This is a genomic window from uncultured Sphingomonas sp. (assembly GCF_937859915.1).
GTDB lineage: Bacteria > Pseudomonadota > Alphaproteobacteria > Sphingomonadales > Sphingomonadaceae > Solisphingomonas.
In genome coordinates this window covers 16,954-35,536 of sequence record NZ_CALMAW010000001.1, presented here as the reverse complement: position 1 = coordinate 35,536, position 18,583 = coordinate 16,954, and the positions used below count along the sequence as shown (strand labels likewise).

Genomic DNA, 18,583 nt, shown 5'->3' with positions numbered 1-18,583 from the left:
AGCCTGCCCGATCGCGGTGCTACCAAAACATCCAAAATACCGATGTCGAGGGGACCAAGGCGTTGGACCCTTCGATGGTCGCGGATTGGATGTTTCGTCAGGGCCGAGCTAGGCGGATCGTGTCCGTTTGTATGATGAGGAGACCGCCATGTTGAGCCGCCGCCTGTTCGTCGGAGGCGCGTCCGCCGCGGCCTTCGCCCTGGCCGGTCGGCTGGATGCGCTGGCCGCCGAGCGCGGGCTCGATATCGCGCTGATCAACGCCAATGTCTGGACGGGGCGGGTGGGCGCGCCGCGCACCGACGCGATCGGCATCCTCGGCGACCGTATCGTCGCACTGGGGGCGGGCGCGGTCCGTCAGCGGATCACCCGGTCGACGCGCGTGGTCGATCTCAAGGGTGCGTTCGCGATGCCCGCCTTCACCGACGGCCATACCCATTTCCTGCGCGGCGCCACCAACCTCATCCAGCCCGATCTGCTCGACGTCCGCTCGAAGGAGGAGTTTGTTGCGGCGGTCGGCGCCGCAGCGCACGCGCGGCCGGGCCAGTGGATGCTCGGGGGGCCGTGGGACGAACAGCGGATGGGCGGCGTGCTGCCGAGCCATGACTGGATCGATGCGGTCACCCCCGACACGCCCGTCGCCATCCCGCGCACCGATCTGCACAGCTATTTCCTCAACGCGGTCGCGCTCAAGCTCGCGGGCATCACCCGCGACACGCCCGATCCCGCCGGCGGCCAGATTGTGCGCGACGCGCAGGGCAATCCGACCGGCGTGGTTAAGGACAATGCCAAGCTGCTGATCGACCGGATCGTGCCACCGCTGAGCGACGCCGAGACCGACGCGATCATGCGCAAGGGGATCGCGCACGGTCTCAGCAAAGGCGTCGGCCAGGTCCACAATCCCGAGATCGACTGGACCGTCTATCCGTCGCTCCGCCGCCTACGCGCCGCGGGCGAGACCGACATGCGCTTCTACGCCTTCGTGCCGATCGACGGTTGGGCGCGGATGGCGAAGATCGTCGCCGAGGAGGGGCGCGGCGACGACTGGGTGCGCTGGGGGGCGTGCAAGGCACTTGCCGACGGCTCGCTCGGCGCGCGCACCGCGCTGCTCTACGATCCCTATACCGACGTGCCGAGCCAGCAAGGGGTGCGTGTCACGAGCCTCGCGAACCTGCGCGAGTGGATCGGGCAGGCTGACGCGCACGGTCTGCATGTCGCAACGCATGCGATCGGCGACCGCGCCAATGACGACATCCTCGACATCTATGCCTCGGTCGCCGCCGCCAACGGCGCCAAGGATCGCCGTTTCCGCATCGAGCATGCGCAGCATCTGCGGCCGTCGACGATCCCGCGCTTCGCCCGGCAGAAGGTGATCGCCTCGATGCAGCCCTATCATGCGATCGACGACGGGCGGTGGGCGGTCAAACGGATCGGCGAGAAGCGGCTCGACGGCACCTATGCGTTCAAGTCGATGATCGAGAGCGGGGCTATGGTGGCATTCGGCTCGGACTGGCCGGTCGCACCGCTCGATCCGCTGACCGGCGTCTATGCAGCGATCACGCGTCGCACGATCGACGGCGCCAACCCCGGCGGCTGGCTGCCCGGCCAGAAGATCACCGCCGAGCAGACGCTCCACGCCTACACCGCCGGCAACGCCTATTCGGGCTTCATGGAGGATCGCACCGGCTATTTGGCGCCTGGCTATTATGCCGACATCGCGGTGTTCGACGCTGACCTGACCGCGATAGATCCGCTCACGATCCCGAAGGTGCAGGCGCTGCATACGTTCGTCGGCGGCAAACAGCGGTTCACCGCCGGGATCTAGGCAAGCTCTACATCCGCGCGGCTTTGCCGAGCTTCGCCAGCGCCGCGCGTGCCTCGTCCTCACGCAGGCTGGCGAAGCCGAGCCGCAGCCCGCGGTCGCCCGCCTCGCCGACACGGAACGAGCGCGAGTCGGCGAAGCGCACACCCAGCGCGGGCGCGCGCGCCTCGATCCGGTCGAGCATCGCAGGATCAAGAAAACGCAGCCAGAAGGCGAGGCCACCGCCCGGCACACGGAATTCGGCGACGCCGTCGAGTTCCGCACGCAGGCCGTCGGCGAAGGCCAGGCGACGCTGAGCGTAGATCTGCGACACCTTGCGCGTGTGGCGACGAAGCTCGCCCTCGTCGATCAATTCGGCGGCGACCTCCTCGGTCAGCGTGTTGCCCATGCCGTCGATCAGAGAGACCCCATGCGCGAAAGCGTCGATCAGCGTCTCGGGTGCCGCGACATAGCCAATGCGCAGCGCCGGCAACATCAGCTTGGACAGCGAGCCGACATAGACGATCCGATCCGGCGCATAGCTCGCCATCGGCAATAGCGGCTGCGATTCGAAATGGAATTCGTGGTCGTAATCGTCCTCGATGATCGCGAAGTTGAATTGCTGGGCGAGCGCCAGCAGCCGCAACCGTCGCTCGGGCCGCAACGATACCGTGGTCGGGAACTGATGGTGCGGGGTCAGGAAGATCGCGCGGACGCGGTGCGCGCGACATTGGCGTTCGACGTCCTCGACGTCGATGCCCTGCTCGTCGATGCGGACCGGCACCACCTTGGCGCCGCACGCCTGGAAGGCGGCGACCGCCGGCTCGTAGGTCAGCGCCTCGACCAGCGCGACGTCGCCCGGCGCGATTAATGTGCGCACCGCGAGGAAGATGCCGTTCTGGCTGCCCCGCGTGATGCAAATGTTGTCGGCGGTGACGGCGAGGCCGCGCTCGGCCTTGAGCATCGTCGCGATGCTTTCACGCAGACGCGGGGCGCCGCGCGGATCGCGGTAGAGCAGGCGGTTGTCGCGCGTGGCGCGGCGGATCGCCGAGCGATAGGCCTGGGTCAGGATCTCGGCGGGGAAGATGCGCCCGTCGGGCGATCCCTCGTCGAGCTTGACGCCGGTGCCCCCTTGCAACGCGAGCGGACGTTCGGGCGGCGGCTGAAAACGGAAGGCGGGTTTGTCGAGCCGCTCGTCGGCAGCGCTCTGCGTGCTGCGCGGCGCGGCCGGCCGGCGATCGGGCAGGGTGTCCGACACCATCGTCCCGCGTGTTCCGTTCGAGACCAGCCAGCCCTGCGCAATCAGATCTTCATAGGCGAGCACGACCGTCTTGCGGTTGACGCCGAGCAGCTTCGCGAGCTCTCGGCTGCTCGGCAGGAAGGCGCCCGATGGCAGCCGGCCGCGCTCGATCTCGTGAATCAGCGCATGAACGATCTGCAGATAGATCGGCATCGATCGCGACGAATCGATCCGCTCGCCGAGCACGACTTTCCACGGACGCAACATGGTCCCCCCTTTGACTATGTTCCGCGAGCATAGGCGGGACCATTGCCGATCGCCATCCCGCCGCGTCGCATTCTCTTGGCCCCCGCCCCAAATCGAAACTGGCGCTTGCCCCGGCCGTGCGAGATGCGGATGTTGGCGACGACGTCATCGCGGCGTGGGGCCGCCACGGGGGCGATTTTGAACGACGACGCCATCGCCAACGACGCTCGCTCGCCGGACGGGGCGGGACGCCTCGACCAGGCGTCGCCCTTCGCTCGCTATCGCGATGCCGACGCGATCGACCTGATCGCGCAATATCCTTTGGCCTGGGTCTGCCCGTCGGATGCAGATCCGGCGCTGCCAGCGTTGTTGCCGCTGCTCGTCGAGAGCGATACGGCGGGGCGGCCGATCGCGCTGATCGGGCATATGGCACGCCGCAATCCGCTGTTCGCCGCGCTGCAGGCGAATGCCGAGATGCTCGCGCTGTTCACCGGGCCGCAGGCCTATGTATCCCCGGCGCACGTCTCCGATCCGGCCTGGGCGCCGACCTGGAACTATGCGCAGCTCCGGATCGCGACGCGGGTCGCGTTCCTGCCCGAGGGCGGTGGCGCTGCGATCCAGCAGCTGATCGATGCGATGGAGCGCGATCGGCCGATCGGCTGGACGACCGCGACGATGGGCGATCGCTATGCGCCGATGGTCGATGCAATCATCGCCTTCCGCGCCGAGATCCTCCGCATCGAAGGCCGCTTCAAGCTTGGGCAGGACGAGACGCCCGAGCGGCTGCGCGAGATCCTCGCCCGCCATCCGGACGCAGCGCTTGTCGATTGGATGCGGCGCTTCAACCATGGACGCTGCGAGGAGCGCGCCGCGCAGGACGGCGCATCCGGCGGCGCTTGAGCCAGAGATAGACGCCGGTTCCCGCCTGCTCGAGCGTGGCGAGCCCGAGCACGACATCGAGCGCGATGCCGGGCGCGCCGATCATCTGGCCGGTATGCAGCGGATAGAGTGCCCGCGCCACGCCGAGGCCGGCGCTGTCGTCATAGGGATTGTCCTCATATGCGAAGCGGCCGGTGGGCACGTCGAACCAGTAGGTGACCGGCCCGAGCCCGCGATAGGTCTCGCGCCCGGTCGCAGTGAAGCGGACGCCGGCCAGATCGCGATCGGGCTCGAACTGGTAGACCGCGGGCTGCCAGCCAAGCCGTCGTGCCCGCGCGCAATCGGTCGCGCGGCGCAGCACGGCGCGCATGTCCGGCGGCGCGGACGGCGCGGGGCGGATCGGCGGCCGGTCGAACGGTGAGGGGCGCGGTGGCGAAAGGCGCGCGATCGCCGGCATCAGCGCCTCACCGTAGAAGCTCATCGCCGCCGAGGTGAAGGCGAGCACGGCGATCGGCGCCAGCAGCCACAATCCGCTCGCCCGGTGGATATCGAGCAGCAGCCGGGGCAGCGGGCTCGAGCGCCTGAACTGCCAGCTTCGCTTCCAGCTCTTCCAGATCGGCGGACGCGTCGGCCAGGTGAGATAGACGCCGACCAGATTGCTCAGCAGCCACAGCACCGCTGCCGTCCCCATCAGCCAGCGGCCGATCGTCCCGGCCAGCAGATTGCAATGCAGCTCGTATATTCCGCGCACCAGATGCGCCCGGTCCCAGCCCGCACCCGATTGGCGCGCGCCTGCCCAATGCCCGTCTCCGGCGTCGAGCAGCACCTCGTCGAAGGCGAGCAGCATCGTCCCGCGCGGCGCGACCCGGACCGCGATGTTGCGGCCTGGCTCGGCGCGAACCGGATAATAGGTCGCGAGCAATTCCGGGTGCATGCGCTCCAGCGCCGCGACGGCGGTCAGCGGATCGGCGCGGCCTGGACGGCTGGGCGCGAACAGGTCGGGATTGAGCCAGGCGTCGAGCGGGCGATCGAAGCTCAGCACGCATCCGGTCAGCGCGGCCACACCCAGGAACAGCGTCATGGCGAGCCCGGCATAGCGGTGCAGCGCGATCCAGAATGGTCGCCCGGAGGGTTTCATCGTCCGTTTCTCCCTGGTCCATCACCAGATGGAGCACGAAGCGCCGGGCGTCGCCAACCAGTTCGACGAAAAGCCGGGTGCCAACCGGCTGCCACCGGATCGATTGCGGATCGATCGCAGACGACGCACAGCCGGTATCGCCCAGCAGAGGAGATCATGCGGTGAGGCCCGAACTCGATCCGGATATCGCGCGCTTCGTCACGCAGATGCAGGCGGCCTGGGCCCTCCATCCGCCGTTCGCCACGCTGCCGCTCGCCGAGGCGAGGGCGATCGCCGAAGAGGTCCGTCGGCCATGGCGAACCGGCGGCCCGGTGATGGTCGAGACGACCGAGCACCACGTGCCTGTAGGCGGGGTAGGCACGTTGCGCGTTCGCGTCTACGATCCCGGCGTCGCTTGCCCGGCGCCGGCGCTGATCTACCTCCACGGCGGCGGCTTCACGCTGTTCAGCCTCGACACGCACGACCGGCTGATGCGCGAATATGCCGCGGCGGGCGGGTTTGTAGTGATCGGGGCGGACTATCCGCTGTCGCCCGAGGCGCGCTACCCGGCCGCGCTAGACGCGATCGTTGCCCTCGTCGATTGGCTAGGTGGTGAGGGAGCCGTGATCGTCGGCTGCGATCCGGCCCGCGTCGCAGTTGACGGCGACTCCGCTGGCGCCAACCTCGCGCTCGCAACCGCACTCCGTCTGCGCGATCGCGGTGCGCCGGATCGGCTGCAAGCGTTACTGTTGAACTACGGCGCGTTCGGTGCGCGTTGCTCAGATGAGGCAGAGCAGCGTTTCGGTGGCCCGGGATCGGTGCTCGACCGCGCCGAGATGGAGTATTATTTTGACAGCTACACCGGCACCGAGGATCGCGTGCTCGACGATCCCTATGCCCGCCCTATCATCGCCGATCTCACAGGTGTGCCTCCGTGCTTTCTCGTCATTCCCGACTGCGACATTCTGTCCGAGCAGAGCCATGCCATCGCAAAGCGGATGCGCGTCGCGGGCGTCGAGGTGCTCGACGTGGTCTATGCCGGCGCGACGCACAGCTTCCTCGAGGCGATGTCGATCGCCGAGCTTGCAAGGCGTGCGATAGCCGACGGGGCCGCATGGTTGCGGACCAAGATCGTTTAAGCGCCTGCATGAGCGCTTCCGTTCTGCGCAAATTATCGGGCCGACCGACGCTACCATTGATCTATGCGGCGTTGCACCCTGTGCTTTGACGATGTCTCCATAAGATAAATGCTGCCGTTCGCCACTGCCGTCGGGAATGACTGGTAAGTCCCATTTCACGTCATCTCCTCGACCAGATCTGGTAGAAGCGAATCGACCAAAATGTTGCCGTTCTGCCTGATCTGGGAGTCGGTGCGAGTCCTGAAAAATCTTGGTGGCCAACTCGGGGCCACGTGACGAACGCACTGAATACTATGGTTCTATTTCAGCCGGTTAGAAAGCCGGGTCGAGTCCTGTAGGCGCACCATTAACCAGTCCATCTGGTTCCCAAAATCTTCGAAAAACGCCGGGGAATCGGGTTTCTTGCGCCGTCGACCGTCCGGTGCCGTCCACGCGTCTTTGTACCCGTCGGCACCAAAATGTGGGCCTCTTGGGGGCTTCATGAAGCCCTCAATATGACGAGGCGTAAAGCCGCCGACACCCAGCGACGTGTGCAAGCCGTCCCAAATTCGCAGCCTTACGAGTTGGCCGACGCAAAGGAGCTTGTGCCAAGACCCGACCGACCGGCGCAGATCCAGGACGCTTCGGTAGCGATTTGGTCGATTGGGAAGATGATCGCCGCTTGCCCAAATGGACGGCCGATCTCACCACCGACGACTGCCATCCGATCGGCGACAGCGTGACCGCCTTTGGCCTCGTCGACACGACCTGCGGACCAGGCAGACTTTGACGATCACGCTTGACCCGCGGGCGGAGGAAGGTGCCTATGCGCCGGTCAACGCCCGGCTTAACCCGCAGCTCATGCACGGCGGGCCGCACCTGCAGGCATGGGATCAGAAGCTCGTGAACCGGAGCTGTTGCATCAACCTTCCGGGCCTTACCACGTCGACGGGCGCCGCCTGGGCTATCCCGGCGATCCGCGCACCGTCGGCGGCACGGTGCGTGTCTTTATCTGAGGACGGACCTGGATGGTGATCGCACTGCTCGGTGCTGCGGTCGCGATCCTGTCGCTTCAGGCGAGCGAGCTGCGGCGCCTGCCGACACGCGATGCGGATCAGGGCGTCGCGTCGCGACGGCACGACCTCTATGCGGTCTCCAACCACGTCATCGCGCGGATCGACGCGGCCAGCGGGCGCGAGGCGACGCGCTGGCAAGGTGATCCCGCGCTGTTCCCGCATATCAACAGCTGCACCGCCGATCGCGCGACGCTGGTCTGCGCCGCGTCGAATTTTCCGGCCGTGCCGATGGACAGCCGGATCGAGCGCTTCGACGCGCGCACGCTGCGCCATCTGTCGACGCAGCCGCTTGGCCACGGCTACGGCTCGCTGACTTGGGCGATGCGTCACGGCGGCGCGTGGTGGGCGTGCTTTGCCAATTACGACAAGCATGGCGGCGAGCTCGGGCGCGACCATCGCTTCACGACGCTGGTCCGCTACGATCGCGACTGGCGCGAGCAGGCGCGGTTTCGCTTCCCCGACGACATTCTCGACCTGATGGCGCCCAAGAGCGCGTCGGGGGGCGCCTGGGGCCGTGACGGGCTGCTCTACGTCACCGGTCACGACCGTCCCGAACTCTATGTGCTGCGCGTGCCCGCCGAGAGCGGCGTGCTCGTGCATGTCGCCACCGTCGCGCTTCCCACCGACGGGCAGGCGATCGCCTGGGACGCGAAGGATCCGCGGTTGCTCTGGTCGGTCGAGCGATCGACGCGCGAACTCGTCGCCAGCCACATACCCGTCATCGACGCGCGATAGGCTGTAGGATCATCCGTGCGTGCCGGCAGGCGCGCGGCGAACGCATAGCGCAGAGGACCGGTCTCCATGTCCGACATCAACCGCCGCCATCTGATCGGAGCAGGCCTCGCCGCGCCCGCGCTGCTGAGCATCGGTAGTCGGGCGGATGCCGCCAGCGCCGCCGATCCGTTCACGCTCGGCGTGGCCTCGGGGGAGCCGGTGCCCGACGGCATGGTGCTGTGGACCCGGCTCGCGCCCAGGCCGCTCGAGGGCGACGGCGGGATGCCGCCGATCGCGGTGCCGGTTCGCTGGGAGATCGCCCAGGACGCGCGGTTTGCGAACATCGTGCGGCATGGCCAGGCGATCGCCGATCCGGACTGGGGGCATAGCGTCCATGTCGAGGTCGGCGGGCTCAGGCCCGATCGCCGCTATTGGTATCGCTTCATCAGCGGTGGTGTCGTCAGCCCGGTCGGCCGCACGCGTACTGCGCCGCTGCCCGGCGCGCCGGTCGACCGGCTTCGCATCGTCTTTTCGTCCTGCCAGAAATATGAGGCGGGCTATTATGCCGCCTGGCGCCACGCGGTCGCCGACGATCCCGACCTGATCTTCTTCCTCGGCGACTATATCTATGAGGCGGCGCCGGCCGACGGCGGCGTTCGCAGGCATCTCAATCCCGAGCCGTTCGACGTCCCCGGCTACCGCGTCCGCTATGCCACCTACAAGCTCGACCCGCTGCTGCAGGGTGCGCATGCCGCGGCGCCCTGGGTGGTGACCTGGGACGATCACGAGGTCGCCAACGACTATGCCGACGATCTCGACGAGCATAATGGCGACCGCGCCGCCTTCCTGCGCCGGCGCGCGGCGGCGTACAAAGTCTATTGGGAGCATATGCCGCTGCGCCGCTCGGCGCGCCCGGTCGGACCCTCGGCGCGGCTCTATCGCACGCTCGACTGGGGCCGGCTGGCGCAGTTCCAGATCGTCGACGACCGGCAATGGCGCTCGGGCCATCCCTGCCAGCCGCCCGAATTACTGGCACAGCATCGCGACTATAAGACGCTGGTCACCGATTGCGCCGAGCGCCACGATCCCGCGCGTACCATTCTCGGCGCCGAGCAGGAGGCGTGGTTGGGCGAGGCGCTGGGGGCTACGCGGGCGCGCTGGAACCTGCTCACCCAGCAGACGCTGATGACATCCTATGCGCGGATCGATCCGGCGCATCCCGACCAGGGCCCGCAATATTGGAGCGTCGACAGCTGGGGCGGCTATCCGGCGGCGCGCGAGCGGATCCTGCGGCGCTGGCGCGACGCCAGGACGCCCAATCCGCTGGTGCTGAGCGGCGACATCCACTCCTTCGCCGCCACCGACATGGCCGATCCCGACGCACCGGAGCGGCTGCTCGCCTCAGAGTTCGTCGGCGGCTCGATCACCTCGCTGTTCCACGACGCCGTGTTCAAACAGAGCACCATGCTCAACCCGGGTTTTCGCTTCGCCGAGAACGAGGTGCGCGGCTACGGCCTCGCCGAGCTCAGGCCCACGCATGCCACCATCGACTTCCGCGGCCTCCGCGACGCGCGCGATCCGAATTCGCCGATCTCGAGCATCGCCCGCTTCGCGGTCGAGGCCGGCAAGGCCGGCCTGTCGATCGCTTGACGATGCCATGATCGATCGCCTGGCGCGCGCCGCCCGATCAGCCTGGGCGATGTCCGCGTCGTCGATGCGCGGGGCTGAGCGGCGCCGGCCGCGGCCGCGATGTCGCTGACTGGACGGTAGGTATGGCTACGGACCGCGCCTTCGTCGTGGCCGGCCTCTAGGCGGCTAAGCGGCGGACGCGGTGACGGGCAGCGAGCGCAGCAGGCGGACCATGCCGTAGGCGGTGGCGAGCAGCCCGACGAGGCACGTCACATAGGCGACGTCGCACAGGAACGGCGTCCAGCGCAGCGAAACATGGGCGAAGTTGCGCACCAGCAGCAGCGCGACGCTGCCGACATAGCCGCAGGCGTCGGCGACATAGATCAGGAAGCCCGCATTGCCCGCGGATCCGGTCGCGGCGATCATGCGGTCGAACAGCAGCGCGTTGAACGGCGTGTAGGCGAAATACAGACCCGCGCCGACCGCGATCATCCAGGTCACCGGGCCCAGCCAGCCAAGCTGAAAGCCGAGCGTCGACAGCCCCATCACCGCCAGCCCGAAGGCGATCAGCACCAGGTTCCAGATCACCCCGCGACGATTGTCCTTCACCCGGATCAGCAAGGCGAGCGCGGCGAGCACGATCACCGCCGTCGGCAGCTCGGACCAGGTGAAGATCCCCGCTTCGCCGGCATAGCCGAGCTCGCCCCAGATCTCGGCGGCGAAATTGTCGCGGAAGTCGCGGAAGGCGGTGAGCATCACATAGACGCCGATCAGCGCGATCAGCCCGGCGGCGTGCTGGCGGAAGAAGCGGCGGCGATGCCATGATCGGCGACGATGACGAGGTCGGCATCGATATGCCGCGCGGCGAGGCCGGCGGTCAGCCGTCCGATCGCGGCATCGACATGCTGCGCGGCGGCGTCGACCGCGGCGCTGTCGGGCCCGTCCTTGTGCCCATTATGGTCTACCTCGTCGAAATAGAGGGTGAGGAATTCGGGGGGCTTGCGCCCGCCTAGCCAGGACAGCAGCCGGTCGACGCGCTTTTCGGCGGGCAGTGTGGCGTCGAAGCGGCGCCAGTGCGTGGGGCGGACGCCGTGGATCGCGGCCTCTGATCCTGGCCAGAACATCGTCGCGGTCGGGATGCGGTGTTTCTCGGCGGTCACCCAGATCGGCTCGGCCTGGTCCCACCAGCGGCGATCGCGCGTCGTCGTGCGATCGCTCAGCCTGAAGGTGACGCCCGGGATCGCGGCATCCTCCATCGTGTTGCCGACGATGCCGTGGCGATCGGGGCGCAAGCCGGTCACCAGCGTATAATGGTTGGGGAAGGTGATCGACGGGAAGGCGGGCGACATCGCGGCGCGCACGCCGCCGGCGGCCAATGCGCTCAGATGGGGCGTCACGCCGCGATCGAGATAATCCGCGCGAAAGCCGTCGATCGAGATCAGGATGACCGGCCGCCGGTGCGGCGCCGGATCGGGTTGCCGGACCGATGTCTCGCGAGCGGTGGAACAGCCGGCCAGCAGCAGCAGCGAGAGAAGCAGGATACGCAACGGGGTACCTTTACGCGGTCGAGGTCATGTCGGACGACCCGGTGCCACGCCTATGTTACGGTTCGTAGAGCGGCACTCGCAGCGCGCCTGGCGGATCGGGCGGCGTCGGTTTCCTCCCGGCGCACCGGTGCTGGCCGGTCGGATGCGCAGGGCGAGAGCGTGGTTGAGGGTCTGTTAACCGCCTAATTGTATAATGGGGCGCCCAACGAGTTGCGAGGCGTGCCCGTGTTGCAAGACGACCGTCCCAAGGTCTCTATTGCGCTGATCTCCGGATTCATTCTGATCCTGTGCTGCGCCGCTTTCACCTTCGTCCTCTCGCACGAACAGCGGGTCGCCGAAGGCTGGGTGCGGCACACCTCGGATGTCGAGGATCACCTCAGCCGCGCTCAAGTCTATACCGCCCGCGCCGAAATCCAGCGGCGCGGCTTCCTGCTGACCCGCGATCCGCATGCGCTGCAGATGCTCGGCGCGATGCGGCTGGCGGTGGTGCCCGAACTCGACCGGCTGCTGATCGCGGTCGCCGACAACCGCCCGCAGGAGGGCCGCGCCCGCGCGCTGCGCGCCGCCATCCTCGGCAAACTCGACGAGATGCAGGGCTCGATCGACCTCGAGACCGGGGGCGATCATGATGGCGCGGTCGGGATCGTCGCCAGTGCGCAGAGCCGCGCCGCGACCGCGCATCTGCTCGACCTGATCGACCGGATGCACGCCAACGAGGAGGATCTGCTCGCCCGCCGCCAGGCGCGTGCGGACCATCTCCAATCCGGCGGGCGCTACGCGCTCGTCCTCTGCGCATTGCTGATCGTCGCCTTCGCGCTGCTGGTCGCGCATGACCGGCGGCGCCGGCTGCTCGCGCTGGCCGATGCGAACCTCAAGCTCGAGGCCGATATCGCCGAGCGCAAGCTGCTCGAGCGCGAACTCGATCAGGCCCGCCGGCGCGCCGAGGCGCTGGGCGACGCCAAGTCCAGCTTCCTGGCGCAGATGAGCCACGAGATCCGCACCCCGATGAACGGCGTCATCGGCTTCACCAAGCTGATCCTCGACGGCGAGCTGAACGACTCGCAGCGGCGCCATGCCGAGCTCATCGCGGATTCGGGGCGCGCGATGATGCGGCTGCTCAACGACATCCTCGACCTGTCGAAGATCGAGGCGGGGCATCTGCGCGTGCTGTCCGAGCCGTTCGAACTGGCGCACGCGATCCGCGCCAGCGCCAAGCTGATGGCGCCCGCGGTCCAGCAGAAGGGGTTGCGCTTCGACTGTATCGTTGCCCCAGACGTGCCGCCGATGATGATCGGCGACGGCCTGCGGCTGCGCCAAATCCTGATCAACCTGATCGGCAACGCCGTCAAATTCACCAGCGAGGGCTCGATCTCGGTCCGCGCGACCGTCGAGGGTGCGATGGTCCATGTCGAGGTCGCCGACACGGGGATCGGCATCGTCCTCGAACGCCAGGCGGCGATCTTCCAGCGCTTCGTCCAGGCCGATGACGGCATCACGCCGAAATATGGCGGCACCGGGCTCGGCCTGGCGATCAGCATGCAGCTCGCGACGCTGATGGGGGGCACGCTCACCGTCAGCAGCGAGCCCGGTCGCGGCAGCCGCTTCCTGCTCGCGGTGCCGCTGCGTCTGCCCGAGGTGGCGCCCGAAGCCGCGCCGCTTGCCGAACCGGGCCGTATCGCGCTGCCCGAGCATCGCGCGGTGCATATTCTCGTCGCCGAGGATCACGACGTCAATCAGATGCTGATCCGCGAGCTGCTCGAGCGGCGCGGTCATCGCATCGATGTCGTCGACGACGGCGAAGCCGCGGTGGCGGCCGTCGCGGCGTCGGTCGCGGCGCACACGCCCTATGACCTGGTGCTGATGGACATGCAGATGCCGGTGATGGACGGGATCGAGGCGACCCGCCGCATCCGTGCCGCCGGCCACGATCCCGCGACGCTGCCGATCATCGCGCTCACCGCCAACGCCTATGCCGACGACATCGCCGCCTGCCTGAGCGCCGGCATGCAGGCGCATCTCTCCAAGCCGCTCGACGATGCCGACCTCGACGGCGCGATCCGGCGCTGGGCGCGCCGCGGCGATGCGGAGGCCAAGCCGACGGGTGCCGCGCGGTTCAGCGCACGGTTGCAGGAGCGCTATGGCGAGCGGCGGACGGAACTAATCGACCTCATCACGACTCTCTCCCTGGCAGAACGGGTGACGGACGAGGAGGTGACGAGCTTGGCGCATCAGCTTCACAAATTTCTGGGGTCGGCCGAGATGTTCGGCGATGCCGGTCTCGCCGCCGAGGCCCGGTCGCTCGAAGCCGCATTGGCGACAGGGGCCCGTGCCGATCGGACCGAGGCCCTGCGCCGCACCGCCGATATCATGGCACAGTCGGCCTGAGCCGCACAGACGGGATCGGAACACAGACATGGCCAGGATCATCATCGCGGACGACGACGAGATCGTCGGCGAAATCGCGCGCGACGCGCTGATCGCCGCGGGACACGGCGTCGGCCTGCTGCCCGACGGCAAGTCGGCCTTGGCGGTGATCAAGGCCAAGCGGCCGGACCTCGTCATCCTCGATTGCAACATGCCCGAACTGTCCGGGCTGCTCGTCCTGCGCGAGATGCGCAAATCGCTCGATCTGTTCAATATTCCGGTGATGATCCTGACCGGGCGGACCAGCGAACAGGATGTCGAACTCGCGCTCTACCAGGGCGCCAACGACTATCTCAAAAAGCCCTTCGATCCCGACGAGCTGGTGTTCCGCGTCGAGGAACTGCTCGCCGGTCGAAAGCGCACTTAACCATCTCTCTTACCGGGTCGTTGAGGATCGGCGCCTAGGACGGGGGGCAGGGGAGCGATGACTGAGACGCGCGATGCGCGTCGAGGGGGTCGCGTTGAGAATGAGCTTCTTCATCTACGCTCTGTGCTGCGCCCTATCATTGGGTGCCTGCAGTGCGACGCCCGTAGGGCCCACGACCGGGGACGGTCTGACCACGCATTGATCGGCGGCGGGCGGGACGGCCTTGCCGTGCACGATCGCCCGCGCGGCGATCGAACTTCCCGGCGCTCCGACGCGTTCATCGTCCAGAATTTGGATGGATCGCGTTGGGGGTCGGCATGGCGGCAAGAGAGACTCGAACGCGCCTGGCGCGTCCTGGCAGCGACGCGCACAGTCCATGGCATATGCCGTGGGCGGCGTGGAAGGCGGTGCTGACGCGAACCTGGACTGCGCTCAGTCGCGACAATATCAGCCTCGCCGCCGCCGGCGTGGCGTTCTACGGATTCGTCGCGTTGGTGCCGATGCTGGCCGCCCTGGTGCTCGGGTACGGGCTGGTCGCGGCGCCCGCGACCGTGATCCAGGACATGCAGAAGATGATGTCGGTGATGCCCGCCGACGCGGCGAAGCTGATCGCCGAGCAGCTGCTGTCGGTCGTCCACACCTCGTCGACCAAGAAGGGCTTCGGGCTGCTCGTCGCGCTGGTCTTGGCGCTCTATGGCGCGCGCAACGGGGCGAGCGCGATCATCACCGGTCTCGACATCGCCTATGAGGAGCAGGAGGGGCGCAGCTTCATCCGGCTCACGCTCCTGTCGCTGGCGATCACGGTCGGCGGCATCGGCGTCGCGATCGTGGCGATGATCGCGGTGGCGTCGCTCGGCCATCTCGACGACGCGCTCGCGCATGCGCCGTCGGTCGTGATCCTCGCCGGCAAGCTGCTGTCCTATGTCGTGCTCGTGCTCGCGGGGGCGGGGGGCGCCGCCACCCTCTATCGCTACGGGCCGGACCGCCGGAAGGCGAGATGGGTGTGGATCACGCCGGGCTCGCTGATCGCGGCGGTGCTCTGGCTCCTGCTGACGATCGGCTTCGGGCTCTACGTCGCCGACTTCGGCAATTACAACGCGACCTATGGCAGCCTCGGCGCGGTCGTCGTCTTCCTGACCTGGCTGTATCTGTCGGCCTATGTGCTGCTGCTCGGCGCCGAGATCAACGCCGAGCTCGAGCGCCAGACACTGCAGGACACCACCGAAGGCCCGCCAATGCCGATCGGGCAGCGCGGCGCCAGCGTCGCGGACCAGGTCGCCGAGACGACGGCACCGGCGCCGGCGGCGTTGCCGTCGGGGCCATCGCTGGGGTCGGAGCTCACGACCGCGGCTCTGACCAGCCGGGCGATGCCGATCCTGGATCTGGGGCGTGCCGGCAAGCTGCCGATCCTGCTCGCCACGGTCGGCCTCGCGGCGCTGCGCCGCGAGGGCCGAAGCGGGCTCGGCGCCACGCTTCTGGCGGCGGGTGGCACGCTTGCCTGGCTCGGTCGTCGGCGGACCGAGCGACCGTGATGGTCGGCCGCGGTGCCCCCCGCTCTAGCCGGGCGCGGCTGCCGCGCCTATTTGCCGCGTCCACGGTGACGCCCGACCGCGCGCACCGATCATGAAGCGAGGAAGATAGATGCCGAGCGTGCCTGTCGTCACCCCACCGACCGTCGCGATCGCCGGTTCGGCCGAGCGCTTTCCGGTGCGCCGCATCTTCTGCGTCGGGCAGAATTATGCCGAGCACGCCCGCGAGATGGGATCGGACCCGGATCGCGCGCCGCCCTTCTTCTTCGCCAAGCCGGCCGACGCGGTGGTCGCGAGCGGCACCACGCTCGTCTTTCCGTCGCGGACCGAGGATCTCCATCACGAGGTCGAGCTCGTCGTCGCGCTCGGCGGCGGCGGGCGGGACATCCCTGTCGAAGATGCGGCGGCGACGATCTTCGGCTGGACCGTCGGCCTCGACCTGACCCGGCGCGACCTGCAGGCGGCGGCGAAGACGGCGGGGCGGCCGTGGGACATGGCCAAGGGCTTCGACGCCTCCGCACCGATCGGCGCGCTGCGTCCCGGCATGCCGCCGACATCGGGCGCGATCACGCTCGATATCGACGGCCAGCGCCGCCAGGCCGGCGACCTCTCCGACATGATCTGGTCGGTCGCCGAGATCATCGCCACGCTGTCGACCTATGTCGCGCTGGCGCCCGGCGACCTGATCTTCACCGGAACGCCGGCCGGTGTCGGCCCGATCCGGCGCGGCGAGACGGTGACCGGCGCAATCGCCGGCGGCGCGGCGGTCGCGGTCTCGTTCGCCGGCTGATCCTCGGCTAAGATGCGGCGCGGCGGCGCGACCGCCGCCGTCACCGTCGTCAGAAGCCGAACCGCAGTCCGACATTGGCGCCGTTATAGGCGCTCGATTTGCCCGCGAAGCGGCCCTGATAGCCGATCGACGCCGTCACCCGCGGGCTGAACACCGCCGCGACCCCGGCCTGCGCCTCGCCCCAATTGCGGTCCGGCGCATAGCCGGGGATCGCGAACTCGCCGTTCATCGTCGACAGCCCGGTCAGCACGCCGTGCGCATGGGCGTCGTCGTCATGTGCATAGGCGACCTCGACATAGGGGTGGAGCTCGGCGCCCGCCCCGGCCAGCGTGCCCTGCAGCCGCGCGCCGGCCTCGCCGATCAGCGACTGGCGGGTCTGCCGCTCGAAGCGCATCGCGGTGCTGTCGCCGCTGTCTTCGTCATAGCCGCCGACGCGGACGCGCTCGTAAACGCCGCGCAGGAACGGCCCGGCGCGCAGGGTGCGGTCGCCGAACCAATAGCCGGCGGTCACATTCGCCGAGATCGTCGAGCCGTGCGTCGAGCCCTCTTCGGTGCGCGTCGACGGCCCGATCGCGAAGCGGCGCTCGATATCGTCGAACGACAGCCCGCCCGCGCCCGCCGCGGCGCTGAGATAGGCGGCGCCGCGCGCATATTGCGCGAACGCCGAGCCCATATAGCTGACCGTCTTGAAGTGGCGCAGCTGGCCGTTCAGGCTCTGATGCTGCGTGCCCGCGGTGCCGGCGATGCCGACGGTCAGCTCGGGGGTCATGCGATCGATCACGCCCGCGGTGATCAGCCAGTCGTCATGGTCGAGCGGACGGATCGCCTCGTCCGAATAGGTTTCGCGCGCGAAGCCGCCGGTGGTGAACAGGCGCACGCCGGTGCGGTCGGTCATCTGCTCCTCGAGCAGCTGCTGGTTGATCGCATTGCGTTCGGATTCGAGCGTGACCAGCGGCGCCTCGGCGAGCAGGCTCGCCTGCTGGCCCGCGGTGATCTCGCTTTCGACGACCTGTGCCAGCAGCATGTGCGCATAGGTGGTCGGGTGGACGCCGTCGGCGAACAGATAATTGCTGGCGGCCGTCGGCGTGACCAAAGTCTGCGGCGTGCACAGGATCGAGCTGGCGGTGGTGCAGGCCGGCACGGTCGTGTTGACGATGCCATATTGGGCGGGCGCGTTGAGCACTTCGGTCAGAAAGGCGAAGGTGTTGACCGGGATGATGCCGGTCTTGCCGAGCAGCTGGCCGCTGAGCGCCGAATTGAAGGTGGTCGACAGCGTGGTGAGGCTGGCGGCGGCGCCGGGCACCGTCGCGTTCTGCGCGATCGCCTGCGGCGTGCGGCCGATGTCGGGGAGGTTGAAGACCACGGTATAGCGCGCGCCGGCCTGATGGAGCTGGCTGATCAGCGTGCCCTCCTGGATCGCCGCGCTGACGATCGCGAGGCCGGCCTGCTGCGCCGTCTCGAACCCGGCAACGCCCTGCGATCGCGCGACCTGCGCGTTGATCGCGGCGGTGACGGCCGCCGCCTGTGCGGCCGGCAGCCCGGCGGTCCGTGCCGCGGCAAGCTGCGCTGCAGCCTGTCCGGCGGCCACTGCGGTGGCATGATAGAAGATGTCGTTGGCGCCGCCCCACACCGAATAGAGCCGGTTGGGGTCGAGCTTGGGATTGGCGGCGAGGTAGCCGGTGATCTGCTGGGTCTCGGTCGGGATGCCGGCAGGGGCGCCCGGGGTATTGGTCGAGATGCCCGCCGATCCAAAAGCGTAATCCTGCCCGCCCGCCAGCGAGGCGGTGAGCGGCAGGCCGTAATAGGCCGCGACATTCTCGATCGCGGTCAGCCCGGGGTTGGTGGTGAAGCGCTGGCTCGCCGGCAGGCCCGCGGCGATCGCATAGTTTCCGCCGTCGCTGAGGCTGTCACCGAACACGGTGGCGCCGGTGAACGGGCTCGGTGCGGCGGCCTGGACGATCGCGGCGCTGCTGACCGCGGCCATGAACGCACAGGCGCGGACGATATGCTTCGGCATCCCTTACTCCCCTAACATCTTATGTCTTTGGCCGCGATGTCTGCTCGATTGTCCTATGCGTCAAGCCGCTCCGCTTTTGGTCAGGTGCGATC

At 68.3% G+C, this 18,583-nt stretch carries 13 protein-coding genes and 1 pseudogene; 9 read left to right on the top strand and 5 right to left on the bottom strand.

What is annotated here, in order from left to right:
* The first annotated feature begins 148 nt into the window (after nucleotides 1-148).
* On the top strand, nucleotides 149-1,822 hold the full coding sequence (locus Q0326_RS00130) for an amidohydrolase (RefSeq protein WP_298685735.1): 1,674 nt from the start codon (nucleotides 149-151) through the stop codon (nucleotides 1,820-1,822).
* Nucleotides 1,823-1,829: 7 nt separating this feature from the next.
* Here Q0326_RS00130 and Q0326_RS00125 read toward each other — a convergent pair whose 3' ends face one another.
* Nucleotides 1,830-3,305 carry a PLP-dependent aminotransferase family protein gene (locus Q0326_RS00125; RefSeq protein ID WP_298685732.1) on the bottom strand — a complete coding sequence of 492 codons (1,476 nt, stop codon included), beginning with the start codon at nucleotides 3,303-3,305 and terminating at the stop codon, nucleotides 1,830-1,832.
* A 177-nt stretch (nucleotides 3,306-3,482) separates the two neighbouring features.
* Between Q0326_RS00125 and Q0326_RS00120 the strand changes: the two genes are divergently transcribed.
* Nucleotides 3,483-4,184 (top strand): FMN-binding negative transcriptional regulator, encoded by a 702-nt coding sequence (locus tag Q0326_RS00120; protein WP_298685728.1) that lies wholly within the window; start codon nucleotides 3,483-3,485, stop codon nucleotides 4,182-4,184.
* Here the strand turns inward: Q0326_RS00120 and Q0326_RS00115 are convergent.
* Nucleotides 4,126-5,301, bottom strand: coding sequence for a PepSY-associated TM helix domain-containing protein (locus Q0326_RS00115; protein ID WP_298685725.1), 1,176 nt, complete (start codon nucleotides 5,299-5,301; stop codon nucleotides 4,126-4,128). The genes Q0326_RS00120 and Q0326_RS00115 overlap by 59 nt on opposite strands.
* 161 nt (nucleotides 5,302-5,462) lie before the next feature.
* Here Q0326_RS00115 and Q0326_RS00110 point away from each other — a divergent pair, with 161 nt between their 5' ends.
* The 3 genes from Q0326_RS00110 (at nucleotide 5,463) to Q0326_RS00100 (ending at nucleotide 9,838) form a co-directional block, all read left to right on the top strand.
* On the top strand, nucleotides 5,463-6,419 hold the full coding sequence (locus tag Q0326_RS00110; protein ID WP_298685722.1) for an alpha/beta hydrolase fold domain-containing protein: 957 nt from the start codon (nucleotides 5,463-5,465) through the stop codon (nucleotides 6,417-6,419).
* Nucleotides 6,420-7,426: 1,007 nt separating this feature from the next.
* Nucleotides 7,427-8,209 (top strand): hypothetical protein, encoded by a 783-nt coding sequence (locus tag Q0326_RS00105; protein WP_298685717.1) that lies wholly within the window; start codon nucleotides 7,427-7,429, stop codon nucleotides 8,207-8,209.
* 66 nt (nucleotides 8,210-8,275) lie between these two features.
* Complete coding sequence (locus Q0326_RS00100; protein ID WP_298685714.1) at nucleotides 8,276-9,838, top strand: alkaline phosphatase D family protein; 1,563 nt, start codon at nucleotides 8,276-8,278, stop codon at nucleotides 9,836-9,838.
* A 165-nt stretch (nucleotides 9,839-10,003) separates the two neighbouring features.
* On the opposite strand, the gene Q0326_RS00095 is transcribed toward Q0326_RS00100, so the two are convergent.
* Together Q0326_RS00095 and Q0326_RS00090 are read right to left on the bottom strand one after the other, a co-directional pair.
* Entirely contained in the window at nucleotides 10,004-10,588 is a 585-nt protein-coding gene (locus Q0326_RS00095; RefSeq protein WP_298685750.1) for a DUF5690 family protein, read from the bottom strand.
* A 29-nt stretch (nucleotides 10,589-10,617) separates the two neighbouring features.
* Nucleotides 10,618-11,274, bottom strand: a pseudogene (locus Q0326_RS00090) (ectonucleotide pyrophosphatase/phosphodiesterase); the annotation flags it as partial.
* Between the two features lie 309 nt (nucleotides 11,275-11,583).
* Here Q0326_RS00090 and Q0326_RS00085 point away from each other — a divergent pair.
* The 4 genes from Q0326_RS00085 to Q0326_RS00070 all read left to right on the top strand — a co-directional run bounded on the left by Q0326_RS00085 (nucleotide 11,584) and on the right by Q0326_RS00070 (nucleotide 16,474).
* Nucleotides 11,584-13,749: an ATP-binding protein gene (locus Q0326_RS00085; RefSeq protein ID WP_298685711.1), complete on the top strand. Its 2,166-nt coding sequence runs from the start codon at nucleotides 11,584-11,586 to the stop codon at nucleotides 13,747-13,749.
* Nucleotides 13,750-13,777: 28 nt separating this feature from the next.
* Nucleotides 13,778-14,155, top strand: a complete 378-nt coding sequence (locus tag Q0326_RS00080; protein ID WP_298685708.1) for a response regulator transcription factor — start codon at nucleotides 13,778-13,780, stop codon at nucleotides 14,153-14,155.
* A 407-nt stretch (nucleotides 14,156-14,562) separates the two neighbouring features.
* Complete coding sequence (locus Q0326_RS00075; protein ID WP_298685705.1) at nucleotides 14,563-15,687, top strand: YihY/virulence factor BrkB family protein; 1,125 nt, start codon at nucleotides 14,563-14,565, stop codon at nucleotides 15,685-15,687.
* A gap of 109 nt (nucleotides 15,688-15,796) precedes the next feature.
* On the top strand, nucleotides 15,797-16,474 hold the full coding sequence (locus Q0326_RS00070; RefSeq protein ID WP_298685702.1) for a fumarylacetoacetate hydrolase family protein: 678 nt from the start codon (nucleotides 15,797-15,799) through the stop codon (nucleotides 16,472-16,474).
* Nucleotides 16,475-16,523: 49 nt separating this feature from the next.
* On the opposite strand, the gene Q0326_RS00065 is transcribed toward Q0326_RS00070, so the two are convergent.
* Nucleotides 16,524-18,491, bottom strand: a complete 1,968-nt coding sequence (locus tag Q0326_RS00065; protein WP_298685699.1) for an autotransporter domain-containing protein — start codon at nucleotides 18,489-18,491, stop codon at nucleotides 16,524-16,526.
* Nucleotides 18,492-18,583 lie beyond the last annotated feature (92 nt).

What these genes read in the sequence shown, in the direction of transcription:
- Q0326_RS00130 (WP_298685735.1), top strand. Translation starts at nt 149, where the DNA reads ATGTTGAGCCGCCGCCTGTTCGTCGGAGGCGCGTCCGCCGCGGCCTTC.
- Q0326_RS00125 (WP_298685732.1), bottom strand. Translation starts at nt 3,305, where the DNA reads ATGTTGCGTCCGTGGAAAGTCGTGCTCGGCGAGCGGATCGATTCGTCG.
- Q0326_RS00115 (WP_298685725.1), bottom strand. Translation starts at nt 5,301, where the DNA reads ATGAAACCCTCCGGGCGACCATTCTGGATCGCGCTGCACCGCTATGCC.
- Q0326_RS00105 (WP_298685717.1), top strand. Translation starts at nt 7,427, where the DNA reads ATGGTGATCGCACTGCTCGGTGCTGCGGTCGCGATCCTGTCGCTTCAG.
- Q0326_RS00100 (WP_298685714.1), top strand. Translation starts at nt 8,276, where the DNA reads ATGTCCGACATCAACCGCCGCCATCTGATCGGAGCAGGCCTCGCCGCG.
- Q0326_RS00080 (WP_298685708.1), top strand. Translation starts at nt 13,778, where the DNA reads ATGGCCAGGATCATCATCGCGGACGACGACGAGATCGTCGGCGAAATC.
- Q0326_RS00070 (WP_298685702.1), top strand. Translation starts at nt 15,797, where the DNA reads ATGCCGAGCGTGCCTGTCGTCACCCCACCGACCGTCGCGATCGCCGGT.
- Q0326_RS00065 (WP_298685699.1), bottom strand. Translation starts at nt 18,491, where the DNA reads ATGCCGAAGCATATCGTCCGCGCCTGTGCGTTCATGGCCGCGGTCAGC.